At 66.1% G+C, this 13,110-nt stretch carries 7 protein-coding genes and 1 tRNA gene; 2 read left to right on the forward strand and 6 right to left on the reverse strand.

The window, feature by feature from the left end:
• Positions 1–56 precede the first annotated feature (56 nt).
• From ST3T6A_RS0113270 to ST3T6A_RS0113280, 3 genes are all read right to left on the reverse strand, one after another.
• Positions 57–1,694 carry an alpha-glucosidase gene (locus tag ST3T6A_RS0113270; RefSeq protein ID WP_019833427.1) on the reverse strand — a complete coding sequence of 546 codons (1,638 nt, stop codon included), beginning with the start codon at positions 1,692–1,694 and terminating at the stop codon, positions 57–59.
• Positions 1,694–3,493 carry an alpha-amylase family glycosyl hydrolase gene (locus ST3T6A_RS0113275; protein ID WP_019833428.1) on the reverse strand — a complete coding sequence of 600 codons (1,800 nt, stop codon included), beginning with the start codon at positions 3,491–3,493 and terminating at the stop codon, positions 1,694–1,696. Before ST3T6A_RS0113275 ends, ST3T6A_RS0113270 begins: the two co-directional genes overlap by 1 nt.
• Positions 3,494–3,596: 103 nt before the next feature.
• A complete protein-coding gene (locus ST3T6A_RS0113280) occupies positions 3,597–6,464 on the reverse strand; it encodes a TonB-dependent receptor (protein ID WP_019833429.1) in 2,868 nt (955 codons plus the stop codon).
• A gap of 225 nt (positions 6,465–6,689) precedes the next feature.
• Between ST3T6A_RS0113280 and ST3T6A_RS0113285 the strand changes: the two genes are divergently transcribed.
• Both ST3T6A_RS0113285 and ST3T6A_RS0113290 read left to right on the forward strand, forming a co-directional pair.
• The gene (locus tag ST3T6A_RS0113285; protein ID WP_019833430.1) at positions 6,690–7,715 is read left to right on the forward strand and encodes a LacI family DNA-binding transcriptional regulator; all 1,026 of its coding nucleotides are present in this window, start codon (positions 6,690–6,692) and stop codon (positions 7,713–7,715) included.
• Positions 7,716–9,191 carry an MFS transporter gene (locus ST3T6A_RS0113290; RefSeq protein WP_019833431.1) on the forward strand — a complete coding sequence of 492 codons (1,476 nt, stop codon included), beginning with the start codon at positions 7,716–7,718 and terminating at the stop codon, positions 9,189–9,191.
• A gap of 6 nt (positions 9,192–9,197) precedes the next feature.
• Here the strand turns inward: ST3T6A_RS0113290 and ST3T6A_RS0113295 are convergent, their stop codons facing one another.
• The 3 genes from ST3T6A_RS0113295 to ST3T6A_RS0113310 form a co-directional block, all read right to left on the reverse strand.
• Positions 9,198–11,846, reverse strand: a complete 2,649-nt coding sequence (locus ST3T6A_RS0113295; RefSeq protein WP_019833432.1) for a glycosyl hydrolase 115 family protein — start codon at positions 11,844–11,846, stop codon at positions 9,198–9,200.
• Positions 11,847–11,920: 74 nt separating this feature from the next.
• Positions 11,921–12,808 (reverse strand): phytanoyl-CoA dioxygenase family protein, encoded by an 888-nt coding sequence (locus tag ST3T6A_RS20180; RefSeq protein ID WP_202804592.1) that lies wholly within the window; start codon positions 12,806–12,808, stop codon positions 11,921–11,923.
• Between the two features lie 137 nt (positions 12,809–12,945).
• Positions 12,946–13,022, reverse strand: a tRNA-Met gene (locus tag ST3T6A_RS0113310).
• Between the last annotated feature and the right edge of the window lie 88 nt (positions 13,023–13,110).

Raw genomic sequence — 13,110 nt, forward strand, 5'->3', positions numbered from 1 at the left:
TTCACGCCGAAGCGACACAAGATCGCGCGGCTGGCCCCTACGAGGACCGATAATGCTCAACCGAGCCGTTCGAGCACCATGCCCGAGACAGCCGGCAGCCGGCCGATCGCCGCACCGCCCACTTCGGCCATCATCCGCCACCGGGCGGCTTCGGTCGGTTGCCAGTCGAGCGGCACATCGCCCAGATTGAAGGCGCAGAGAAGCAGCCCCTCCCCGTTCGATCGCTCGAACACCAGAAGCGCCTCGTTTGCTTCGACGATCCGCATATCGCCGATCAGCAGCACATCGCTGGCGTTGCGCATGGCAAGAAGATCGCGCGTGAGGGCCAGCATGGAATCGGCGCGCGCCTCCTGCCGGTCCACGGCGAGCGCATCATGGTCAGCGCCCAGCGGTAGCCAGGGCTGGACAGTCGAGAAGCCGCCATGCGGCCACGAATGCCGCCACGGCATGGGCGTCCGCGCGCCATCACGGCTCAGCGTCAGCGGCCAGTTGGCGATTGCCTCCGGGTCCTGAAGGGCCTCGAAGGGGACGTCCACCTGCGTCAGGCCCAGCTCGTCGCCCTGATAGAGGAAGATGTTGCCCCGCAGCGTGACGAGCAGCAGCATCGCCATGCGAGCGATGCGATCCGCCTGCTCAGGCGCCGCCCAGCGCGAGATGGCGCGAGGGGCGTCATGGTTGGAGAAAGCCCAGCTCGGCCAGCCGATCCCCTCGCCCGCCGGCCAGCGATCGAGCGAGGCCTGCACGAGCGCAGGCGTGAGGCGCGGCGCATAGAGGAAGTCGAAGCTGTAGGCGCTGTTCAGCCGCCGGTCGCCGCGCGTGAAGGCCTTCATCTCGGCATCGGGATCGGGGCCGCCGATCTCCGCGACGGTGAAACGGTCGCCATAGCTGTCGAGCACGCCCCGAAGCCGCTCGATGAAGCCGGCGATGTCGGCATGGCTCTGGTTGAACAGGTGGAGCTGGTAATCGAACGGGCGGGTGCGCGGGCTGCCATTGTCGGGCGCGGGCGGATTGTCGCGCAGCTCCGGGTCGTGCATCGCAAAGTTGAGCGCGTCGAGCCGGAAGCCGTCCACCCCGCGATCCAGCCAGAAGCGCGCCGTATCGATCAGCGCCTGCTGCACATCCGGATTATGGACGTTGAGATCGGGCTGCTCGGTCAGGAAATTGTGCAGATAATATTGGCGCCGCCGCGCGTCCCACGACCAGGCCGGGCCGCCGAACACCGAGGCCCAGTTGTTGGGCGGCGAGCCGTCCGGCTTGGGATCAGCCCAGACATACCAGTCGGCGCGCGCATTGGTGCGATCCTGCCGGCTCTCGCGGAACCAGGCATGCTGATCCGAGGTATGCGAATAGACCTGATCGATGATGACCTTCAGCCCCAGCGCATGGGCGCGGGCGATCAGCGCATCGAAATCGCCAAGCGTGCCGAAGATCGGATCGACATCGCAATAATCCGCCACGTCATAGCCGAAATCGCGCATCGGCGAGGTGAAGAAGGGCGACAGCCAGATCGCATCCACGCCGAGCGACGCGACATGATCGAGCCGCGCGGTGATGCCCGGCAGGTCGCCGATGCCGTCGCCGTTGGAGTCCGCGAAGCTGCGCGGATAGATCTGGTAGATGGCGGCGCCGCGCCACCAGGGCCGGGATGCACGGAGGGGGTGCGCGATCCCGGGGGCCGATTGGGTTTCGATCATCATGGGGCTCTGTTGCAGATCACATAATCGAGGGGGGCGAGCGTGACGCGAACGCTGCCCGGCGCCGAAGCGACGGGTGCGCAGCCGCCATGCAGGCTGACGAAACGGGATGAAGCGGTATCCACCTCCACCTGCGCCTCGATCGGCGCGGTGGAGGTGTTGAAGGCGATCAGCACCTCGCGATGCGTCTCCGGATCGAAGCGCGAGACGGCGAGCAGCCCCGGCTTGTCCCCCGCCGCACGGACGATCTGCGTGCCCCGGCGGAGCGCGGACGTCGCGGCGCGGATGCGGGCGAGTTCGGCGATCGCGCGGTAGATCGGGTGCGCCGCGTCGAAGCGCGCGGTCGCATGGGTCGCGTCGGTGCCGAGCAGCTTCTGCCCCAGATAGAGCGGCGTGCGGCTGGCGAACTGATCCTCGCGCGCATCCTGATCGTTGCCCGTCCCGACGAAGCCCTGCTCGTCGCCGGCATAGATGGTCGGAACCCCGCGCAGGGTGAGCAGCATCGCGTGTGCGAGGATGACGCGCCGCATCACCTCCTCGTCGCTGGCCTGCGGGAAGCCCTGCTTCACGAACCAGGCGAAGCGGCCATTGTCGTGGTTGGAGACGAAGGTGGGCAGCTCATTGGCCGTCGCGAAGCCATGCTCGTAGAGCGGATCGGCAGCGAAGGTGCGCTCGAACAGATCGGTGCCCGCCTTGCCAGCGACGGTCTCTGCCGCAGCCTTGGCAAAGGCGAAGTCCAGCACGGCCGGCAGCTTGTCGACGCGCGTATGCTCGGCCAGCGTACCGGCATCGGGCACCGCCACCTCGCCGAAGATGTGGAAGTGGGGGATGCCGGCGGCACGGGCGCGCTGCTCCATGGCGGGCACGAAGGCCTGCCAGAATTCCGGGTTCACATGCCGCGCGGTGTCGATGCGGAAGCCGTCGACATGGAAGCGATCGATCCAGCCGCCATAGATGTCGATGAAGCCCGAGACGACGCGCGGACTCTCGGTCATCACATCGTCGAGACCGGAGAAGTCGCCCATCGTCGAGCTTTCGCCCGCGAAGGTCGAGTTGCCGCGATTGTGATAATAGATCGGGTCGTTGAGCCAGTCGGGCACCTTCTCATGCGCCTCGGCCGCCGGCACGAAGGGCGTGTAGGCATAGTCCGGCCGGGTGAGGTGCGCGAAGTTGGCGGGGCTGTGATCGGCGTCGCCCGTGAAGCCGGCGTTGATCGGCGCTCCGGTGACGCCACCGCGACGGGAATAGGGATAATCGGCACGCGAACGATAGGGGCACGCCTGCCCGTCAGCGCATTCGCGATACTGGATCACGTCCGCCGTGTGGTTCACGACGATATCCATATAGACCTTCATCCCCCGCGCATGGGCAGCGTCGACCAGCGCCTTGAAATCGGCATCGCTGCCGAAATGCGGATCGACATGGGTGAAGTCGGTGATCCAGTAGCCGTGATAGCCGGCGGATTCATGCCCCGCCGGCCCCTGCACCGGCTTGTTGCGGAAGATCGGCGCCACCCACAGCGCGGTCACGCCCATGCCCTGGATATAGTCCAGACGGCGGAGCACGCCCTTCAGGTCGCCGCCATGGTAGAAGCCCTTGTCGGCGGGATCGAAACCGGTGTGCAGCCGGTCGCCGGCGAGGCCGCCGCGATCGTTGGAAGGATCGGCGTTGTCGAACCGGTCGGGCAGCAGGAAATAGATGGTCTCGTCTTCGGGCAGCCGCTGGCGATAATCGGCCGCCGCCAGCGGGGCCGTCGACAACAACAGCGATGCAAGCGCGAGGAGCGAACGGCACTTCATGCCGCACCATCCGCTGTCACGATGCTGATCGGATCATCCTGCACGACCGGTATCCCGTATTGGCCCGGCGGACGGCCCGAAGACCGCACCGCCGGATGCCGGATCAGAACTTGTAGGCAATGCCGAGATAGTAATCGCGGCCGTAGCGCTGATAGTCGATGACCTGACGCGGATCGTTGTTCTGGTAGGTGACGAACGGACGATCGGTGAGGTTCTTCGCCTGGGCCAGGATCGAGAAGCCCTTGAGCGGTCCCGAGTTGAAGTCATAGCCGATCTGGGCGTCGAGGATGCCCTCGGCCTTCGCCTCGCGATAGGTCGGCGCAGCCGAGAGACCGGCCACCTCGCCCAGGAACTTCGAGCGATAGCGATAGCTCACCCGCGCCTGGAAGCCCGACTTCTCGAAATAAACCTCCGCGCTCGCCACCCACTTGGACAGGCCCGGCAGCGTGATCGGCTGGGTCGGGTTGCTGTCGTAGATGATGCGGCTCTTGCTGTAGGACGTGCTGCCGTAGAAGCCGAAGCCGTCGAGATAGTGGGTGATGTCCTTGAACGGCAGCGACAGCGTCGCCTCGAAGCCCTTGAGGTTGCCGTGGCCCGCATTGGCGGGGATGTGCGACAGGCCGATCTGCCCGCCGGTCGCCAGCGTCGCCGCCTGCTGCGCCGGGGAAAGCTGGCCCAGATAGTCGGTGAAGTCGAACGCGACGCTGTTGTTCGGATCGACGAATTGGGTGAGGTGCTTGTAGTAGCCCGCCACCGAGACATAGCCCGAGTTGGTGAAATATTTCTCGAGGCTGATGTCGAGATTGGTCGACTTGTAGGGCTTCAGATAGGTGTTGCCCGCCTGGAAGCTGAACGGGCTGTTGATCGGCCCGCCACCGGCGCCGGCATTGGTCGCGTTGACGTCCAGCTCGCGGTTGGCGCGCTCCTGATCGAGGCGCGGGCGCACCATCGTCTGCGATGCGCCGACCTTCACGAAGGCACCGGGCTTCACCTCCAGCGCCAGCGCGAGGCTCGGCAGGAAGTTGGTGTAGTTGGTCTTCTCGTGGATCGGGTCGATCGTGACGACGCCGTTGGTGAAGCTGGAGGTCGTGCCCGAGGAGCTTTGCCCGGTGTGGACGACCTGCGCGCCGATCGAGCCGCGCAGCGGCATGTCGGCCACGCGCCCGTCGATCTTCAGCTTCGCATAGCCGGTCCAGACATTCTCATAGACCTTGTTGTCGCGCACCAGCGAGCCGGGGCGATTATCGTAAAAGGCGTCGTAGGCGTTGTTGTAGAGATAGATCGGGTTGAGCGCGAGGATCTGCGGGATGCCCAGATAGCCCAGCGACACCGAATCCCCGGTCAGCGCGCCCGCAGGCACCGGTGCCGAGGTCGGCGTGCCGGCCGCCGGCGTGATGGTGCAGCTTCCGTCGCCGCCCTTCGGGCAGAGGAAGTAGGACTTGTAGGCGCTGTCCTTCTCGCGGCGGCTGTAATTGACGCCGACTTCCCAGCCATGGAGCAGCCCGCCGCCGAACTCGCCGTCGAGGCTGGCCCGGAGCGCCTTCAGGTCGTCGGTGAAGACCGGCTTGTTGAGGAAGCCCGCCTGCACCACGGTCTGCGTGCCGTTATAGCCCCAGCCCTGCGGATCGGTGAGCTGGAACACACCGTCGTCGGCATAATCGAGGCCGGTCTGGAAGCCGAAGGTGCCGTCCTTGTTCTGGGTGACCGTCACCGTATCGCCCGGCCCGGTCTTGTTGTAGCCGGCGCCGGTATAGGTCTCGAGCAGGAAGTCGGTGCGCTTGGCGTGCGACCAGCTCGCATCCACCACGAAATGCGTCGTGTCGTTGAAGCTGTAGACGTTGTTCCAGCCGAGCGAGATGTTGTTCGCGGTGCGGCGGTTATAGTCGTTGCGCTGGACGCCGTGGACATTGCTGAAGGTGGTCGACGTCTCGAGCCCGTCGACGACGGTGTTCGCGGTATAGGGGAGCGGCGAGCCGTCCGCCTGCGCGCCGTACGCGAGCGGGAACTCGATGCCGCGCAGATGCTGCGTTTCCTTGAAGTGCGAATAGAGCGCATCGAAGGTCGAGTGGAACTTGTCGCTCGGCTGCCACTCCAGCGTGGCGACGCCGCCGATGCGGTTCAGCAGGTTGGACTGGACATAGGGTTTGGCGCCGCCGAGCACGAGGTTGCCCGCCGCGTCGTTGGCATAGCCCCATGCATTGTAGCGCTCATCCTGCGAGGGCGCGGAGGTGGCCGAGATGCCCAGCGCGACGCCGAACGTGTCGTCGGCGAACTTGTCGACATAGGCGCCCGACACGCGATAGCCGTAGCGCGTCTGGTCCGGGTTGAGCGACTTGTAGTCGTTCATCTCGCCTCGTGCCTGGATCGAGACGATCCGCTCCGCCTGAGCCAGCGGGCGCAGCATCCGAAGGTCCACGGTGCCGGAAATGCCCGCAGCGATCAGGCCGGCGTCGGCGCTCTTGTAGACGTTGACCGTCTTGAAGAATTCGGACGGATACTGGTCATATTCCACGCCGCGATTGTCGCCGACGGTGACCTGCTCGCGGCCGTTGAGCAGCGTGGTGCCGAAATCCGGGCCGAGGCCGCGGATCGAGAGGCGCTGGTCGCGCCCTTCGAGGCGCTGGGCGGTGACGCCGGGGAGACGGGCGAGCGAGTCCGCGATCGAGACATCGGGCAGCTTGCCGATATCCTCGGCCGAGACGGAGTCGACGATCGTGGTCGACAGGCGCTTGATCTTCGCGGCGCTGTCGAGCGAGGCGCGGATGCCGGTCACGGTGATGACGTTGGCCGCGCTGCCGTCGGTGCTGTCGGTCGCGGCCGTTGCGGACGCCGCCGCGCTGCCGTTGAGAGCGATCTGTTGCGCCTGCGCGGTGCCGGCCAGAAGGCCGATCAGGCTGACGCCAAGCCCGAGACGGGTCAGCGCAGGGCGAGCGAAGGCGGGCGCCGAAAGGCGCTGTGCGGAATAGGTCATGATCCTCCCCCTCGGAGGCGGCCTTGGCAGGGGCCGCTTTTTTGATTTCGCGGCGGGCACCAGCCCTGCCGTCGGTTGTCCTGTGCGACAATCGGGCGGCACCGTTAAGCAGCCCACATACGTATTCAGTGCGTTCCCGCCTGCGGACGCTATATGCAACGTCATGAAGGGGGCCGCCCGTTGGCAGGGCGAGACACACCCGCATGGTGAGGGGCAAGGGCCGGCATGACTAAGGCGACATCGTTCGATATTGCGGAACTGGCGGGCGTCTCGCAGCCGACCGTCTCGCGCGCGCTGAGCGGCAGCGGAACGGTGAGCGAAGCGACGCGCAAACGCATCGAGGCGATCGCGCGCCAGCTCAACTACAAGGTGGACAAGAACGCCTCCAACCTGCGCCGCCGCCATTCCGAGACGCTGGCCCTGCTGCTGTTCGAGGACCCGACCTCGGACGAGTCCATGATCAACCCCTTCTTCCTCTCGATGCTGGGATCGATCACGCGCACCTGCGCCAAGCGCGGCTATGACCTGCTCATCTCGTTCCAGCAGATGTCCGCTAACTGGCATGTCGATTATGAGGACAGCCGCAAGGCCGATGGCCTGATCCTGCTCGGCTATGGCGACTATGAGGCCTATCGCGCGCGGATCGACCAGCTTGTCGAGCAGGGCACGCATTTCGTGCGCTGGGGCTCGGTGCAGCCCGATCAGCCCGGCATCACCATCGGCTGCGACAATGTGCAGGGCGGACGGGAAGCCGCGCGCCATCTGATCGCGCTCGGACGGCGGCGCATCGCTTTCCTCGGCGAGGCCAACAGCCGCTATCCCGAGTTCCTCGATCGCTATCGCGGCTATTGCCTGGCCCATCACGACGCCGGCCTCGCGCCGCCGCCGCTCACCTTGCAGGCCGACGCGATCACCACCGAGCAATCGGGACAGGATGCGATGCGCCGCATCCTGCTGCGCGGCGATCCGCCCGATGCCGTGTTCGCGGCGAGCGACCTGATCGCGATCGGCGCGATGCACGCGCTGGCCGAAGCCGGCCTGTCGGTGCCGGGCGACGTCGCGGTGGTCGGCTTCGACGACATCACCGCCGCCAGCCTCGCCAACCCGCCGCTCACCACCGTGGCGCAGGATGCGCGACGCGCGGGCGAGATGCTGGTCGATGCGCTGCTCGCCCAGCTTCGCGGCGAAACGATCGAGGGCGCCACCCTTCCCGCCCGCCTCGTCGTGCGACGTTCGACGGGCGTGCACTGAGTGGCGGAGAAACCCCGGCAGGGCTTCCGCGGGCTCTGGAACATCTCCTTCGGTTTCTTCGGAATCCAGACGGGGTTCGCGCTCCAGAACGCCAATGTCACACGCATCTTCCAGACGCTCGGCACCTCGATCGACGCGCTGCCGCTGCTGTGGATCGCCGCGCCGGTGACGGGCCTGCTCGTCCAGCCGCTGATCGGGCATTTCAGCGACCGGACATGGGGAAGGCTGGGCCGGCGACGCCCCTATTTCCTCATCGGCGCGTTGCTGGCGACCTTCGCGCTGCTGGCCATGCCTTCGGCCCCCGGCATCGCGGTCGCGGCCGTGCTGCTATGGTTGCTCGACGGCTCGCTCAACGTGACGATGGAGCCCTTCCGTGCCTTCGTGGGTGACATGCTCGCGCCGGAGCAGCGGACTGCGGGCTATGCGATGCAGACCGCCTTCATCGGCGCGGGCGCCGTCGCGGCCTCGCTCGCCCCCGAGATATTGAGCCATGGCTTCGGCGTCGCCAGCACCGCGCCGCCCGGCGTCGTGCCGCCATCGGTGCGCCTCGCCTTCCAGATCGGTGCGGCGGTTCTGCTCGTCGCGGTGCTGTGGACGATCCTGACGACGCGCGAATATTCGCCGGCCGAACTCGCTTCCTTCGACACCGCCGCAGAGGCGGGACCGGACGACACGCCACTGGTCGCGCCGCGATCCGGGCCTGCCTGGCTCGCTCTCGGGGTACTGATCGGCGTGGGCGTGAGCCTGCTCGGGCTCGACAAGCCGCTCTATATCCTCGCCGGCGGGCTCACCGCCTTCGGGCTGGCGCAGATGATCCACCGCCGCGCGCTCTCGGCCGGACATGGCGACAACGCGCTCGGCCGGATCATCTCCGATCTCGCCACCATGCCGGACGGGATGCGCCGGCTCGCGCTGGTGCAATTCTGCACATGGTCGGCGCTGTTCATTCTCTGGGTGTTCACCACGCCCGTCGTCGCCATGGTCGCCTTCGGCACGCGCGACCCGGCGAGCCAAGCCTATGCCGACGGAGCGGACTGGGTGGGCGTGCTGTTCGCCACCTATAACGGCGTCGCGGCCATCATGGCCTTTCTGCTGCCTCTGCTGGCGAAGCGGATCGGGCGGCGTTCCACGCACATCCTCTGCCTGCTGGCCGGTGCGATCGGCTTCGCCCTCATTCCGCAGATCCATAGCGCGACCGCGCTCCTCGCGCCGATGCTGCTGATCGGCATCGCATGGGCGTCGCTGCTCACCATGCCCTATGCGATCCTCGCCGGGCTGCTGCCGCAACGGAAGCTCGGCGTCTATATGGGGCTTTTCAACATCTTCGTCGTGCTGCCCCAGCTGCTGGTATCGAGCGTGATGGGAGCGATCGGCGCGCATCTTTTTCCGGGCGACCCACGCTGGACGCTGTTCTTCGCGGCGGGCGCACTGGTGACGGCCGCCCTCGCGATGACGAGGGTCGCAGCGAAGGACTGAGCCTCATCACCCCACGGCGCGCGGTTCGGGGCCGAGATAGGACGGGGACAGCGGCACGGTGCTCAGGACGAGCTTCTGGAGCACGACATTGTCGTCGATCCGCCAGAACTTCACCACATGATGTCCGGCGGCCAAATTCCCCATTGTCGCGGAGAGCCGCCAGACGTTGTCGCATACGGCTTGGGTCCACCGTTTCCCGGCCGGATTATCGGATGCGCCGCCGGTGGGCTCGAGGTCCATCTTCAGCGTCTGGATCGGACCATCATCGATCGACACGCCCAAGCGCAGACCGCCCGCGCCCATGGTGTCCAGCGTCGGCGCCAGATCGAGCGTCAGCGTCGCCGGCCCCGCTTTCTCGACGGCCACATCATATTCGAGGCAAATGCCATCTCCCGGCGACGTCGCGGGCCGTCCCTGAGGAAGCGCCAGCACGGCACCGCCGGTGCGGCTCAAATTGGGAATACGCGCCCAATGCAGCCCCCTTCCGCCCCTTGCACGGCGGAATGCCGTCGCTTCGATGGCGATCACGCCCTCGAGCACGGGCGCGCGTTCGACGAATTTCGGCTTCTGGTCCCTGCGGTCGCTCGGCGTATCCGCTCCGACGCGCATGATGCTCGGCATCGTCTGCTGGGTAGGATCGTTCCAGATGACATAGCTCATATGAACCTGCGCCATCATGCCGTCCCACTTCCCGTCGTGGATCGTGTGATAGCGCCGGGTCAGCTCGCCATCGCGCGCGAAGCCGGTCTCCACCTCGTCGGCAAAGAAGTTGGCGCGGGCATCGTTGCGCCCCGCCAGCAGCTTGTTCCACGCGGCCGCATAATAGAGGCGATAGAGGTTCGCCATGGCGGCAATCGGGAACTCGACCAGTTGATAATAGCTGTCGAGCTGATCGGGGCGCAGCCTGGCGCGCGCATCGAGCATATGGGCTTCCAGGGCGTCCCATTCGGCCACCATCGCGCCGAACTCGCCACCGTCCAGCCCGCCGGGCGTGATGCCGCCCAGCGGGAAGCTGTCCTGATCGATCAGTTCCGGCTTCCGACGCGCCGTATATCGGCTGTAGGCGGTGATCATCTCGCCGATGCGCCCGGCCTGTTCCCGGCCGAAAACGGCCTCGGCCCAGGCCGCCGGATAGGCCGCGAGCGCCGCCGGGGTCATCGCCTCCGGGTTCCACGCCATCGCGAGGAAGAAGCTCAGCGGATATTCCATCGGCTTGATATCGCCGACATTGACGATCCACATCGCCCGCGCGCCGCGCGCATAGGCGAGGTCCATCTGCTGCCAGACCTTCTCGATCTGGTTGGTGTTGATCCACTTGTAGTTGCGCGGCCCACCGACATAATCGAAGTGGTAATAGATGCCGTAGCCGCCCCGCCGAGCCGGTGTGCCGGGGGCAGGCAAGCGCCTGATCTGGCCCCAGTTATCATCCGAAAAGAGCAGGGTGACGTCGTCCGGCACCTTCATGCCGTGATCGTAATAATCCTGCACCTCTTTGTAGAGCGCCCATATCTGCGGCGTTTCGCTCGCCGGCTTGCCCGTGACATCGGCGATGATCTTGCGCTGGCCCGCCACGATCTGTTCCAGCAAGGGAACCGCCGCGCCCTCGGTCATGGCCTCGTCGCCGTCGCCGCGCATCCCGATGGTGACGACCGACTCATAGCCCTTGCCGTCGCCCTTCGACATCATCCGCTCGATCCCGCCGCGCCAGAAGGTGCGGAGGTTCCCGGCATTCCTCGTATAATCCCACGCGCCGCCGGTGACGCCCTGATCCGTGTGGCGATGCCATTCGTCCTGCGCGCGCATCATCACCTCATGATGCGAGCTGCCCATGACGACGCCCATCGCGTCCGCGAGGCGCTGGTTGTCGGGATCGTCGGCGGCGAAGGCCTTGGGCGCCCACATAGCGGGCCACAGATAATTGCCCTTCATCCGCAACAGCAGCTCGAACACATGCGCGTAGAGCGCCGCGTTGATCCCGCCGAACTTCTTTCTGGCCCAGCCGCTGAAGCTGGGGTCCTCGTCGTTGATGAAGAAGCCGCGATAGCGGACCCTGGGCTGATCGCGCCGCGCCCCAGCCGGGATCAGGACGTCGCGCCGCCGCGTCACCGGCACATCGGCGAACCAGTACCAGGGCGACACTCCGATCCGCTCGGAGATGTCATAGGTGCCGAATACCGCGCCGCGCCGATCGGAACCGACGATCACCAGCGCCTGCGGCACGCCGGGAAAGGGATCGTCGACGACGATCTGAAGGAACGCCTCCCACTCACCGTGAAGGCCGGCCGCATCGATTTTTCCGGTCTGGACGAGCCGGTCGATCGTCGGGCTTTGACCGATGACACCGATCACCACGACAGGCCCGCGAAGCGCATCGGGGCTGGCGACCCGCTGTGGACGCCGCCCGCTCACCCGTTCGAGGTCGCCGGAGAAGCTGTCGGCGACATGCACGACGGCGGTATCCGCGTTGCGGTCGATCAGGATGGCGGCGGGTACGGCGTTCTCGATCAGGGGGAAGGCCTTTGCGCTTCCCTGCCTGGAAGACGGCCTCGACGACGCGATCAGCGGCGCTCCCAACGAGAATGCCGCACTGGCGCACGCTGCACTGCACAGCAGCACCCTGCGCGTGATCGCGCGCTTGCTCGCCTCGGCCACCATCGCCTCTCCTATTTATGCTAGCGCTACCATCGGAGGCTGGACACGAAAGAGCAAGCGTCTGCCGGGGGAGCCGGTCAGCCCTCCTCAGCAAAGCCCGGCGGCACCTCGCGCTGAACGTCCGCAAACGGGGCACCTACAACTGACGGCATGCAGCCGAAGGGGACGAACACTTCGCTGGTGTCCATGCGCACATTGCGGAGAGCGCGGCAGGCATCGTTGATCGACCGGTCGCATTCCGGCACGAAACTCAACAGGAGCGAGCGCCGCCGTGCGCCGGAGCGATTGCGGGTCGCGCCATGCAGCAGGTCTGCATCGAACACGAGAATATCCCCCGCCCCACCCTTCACGATCAGAGACAGGGTCTCGTCCGCCTCACCTCCATCGAGCGCACGCGGAACCACACGGGTGGCGCCGTTGCCCGGCCCATATGGATCGAGGAAGATCAGCGCCGCGACGGCGTCCAGGCCGGCGCCATCACGATGCAGAGCCTGATGGCCACCGTCCGGCAACGGTTCACGGCCCTCCACCTGGCTGAGGAAGAAGGGATCGCCCAGTATCTGACCCACCGCGGCCAACAGGGACGGCAGGCGACAGGTCCGTTGCACAGTCAGGTCGAGATCGACCAGAGAATGACGCCAGTCGGCACTTCGAGGGGTGGGCCATTGGTCCCCGGTCCCCACGCCAGCGTCAAAGGCGGCGCGCAGGTTAGCGCACCAGGGCTCGGGCACAGCCCCCCGGAGCAGGAGATAACCGTCGCGATCCAGAGCAGCGGCCTGCTCCGCCTCCAGTGCGGCAACCTCCCCGGTCATCACGTCGACGACATGCTCATTTTGAGACCCCGGCCGCATCACCGCCTTCTTCGAGAAGAGTATGGCAGCGACAGCTTCCGGAAAGCGATTGTAGACCCAGAACGGCTGTAGTGAGCTTGCCTCCGTGCGGCCTGCTCCAAGCAAATCGCACATAGAAAGCCGGCGCAGACTCTCCGCGACGGAGACCGACTTGGCCCGTTGGCATCATAAGGAAATGTCGACCGACATCGAATCGCCACCTCGAAAATGGCGAAAAACACCAATTTTTCGAGGCTCGGAAAGATTGACGATGGTAGCGGAGGAGGGACTTGAACCCCCGACACGCGGATTATGATTCCGCTGCTCTAACCAGCTGAGCTACTCCGCCCCGATCGGGCCGGCCGGTGTGTCACCGGCTGTGGCGGGGCCTATAGGCAGGTGTAACGGCAGCGTCAACAGCCTGTCGGATTCATCGG

It is taken from the genome of Sphingomonas sp. PR090111-T3T-6A, assembly GCF_000383095.1.
Classification (GTDB): Bacteria; Pseudomonadota; Alphaproteobacteria; order Sphingomonadales; family Sphingomonadaceae; genus Solisphingomonas.

Excerpts from the sequence above, each read along its gene's own strand:
- ST3T6A_RS0113270 (WP_019833427.1), bottom strand. The coding sequence starts at position 1,694 with ATGATCGAAACCCAATCGGCCCCCGGGATCGCGCACCCCCTCCGTGCA.
- ST3T6A_RS0113275 (WP_019833428.1), bottom strand. The coding sequence starts at position 3,493 with ATGAAGTGCCGTTCGCTCCTCGCGCTTGCATCGCTGTTGTTGTCGACG.
- ST3T6A_RS0113280 (WP_019833429.1), bottom strand. The coding sequence starts at position 6,464 with ATGACCTATTCCGCACAGCGCCTTTCGGCGCCCGCCTTCGCTCGCCCT.
- ST3T6A_RS0113285 (WP_019833430.1), top strand. The coding sequence starts at position 6,690 with ATGACTAAGGCGACATCGTTCGATATTGCGGAACTGGCGGGCGTCTCG.
- ST3T6A_RS0113295 (WP_019833432.1), bottom strand. The coding sequence starts at position 11,846 with ATGGTGGCCGAGGCGAGCAAGCGCGCGATCACGCGCAGGGTGCTGCTG.
- ST3T6A_RS20180 (WP_202804592.1), bottom strand. The coding sequence starts at position 12,808 with ATGTGCGATTTGCTTGGAGCAGGCCGCACGGAGGCAAGCTCACTACAG.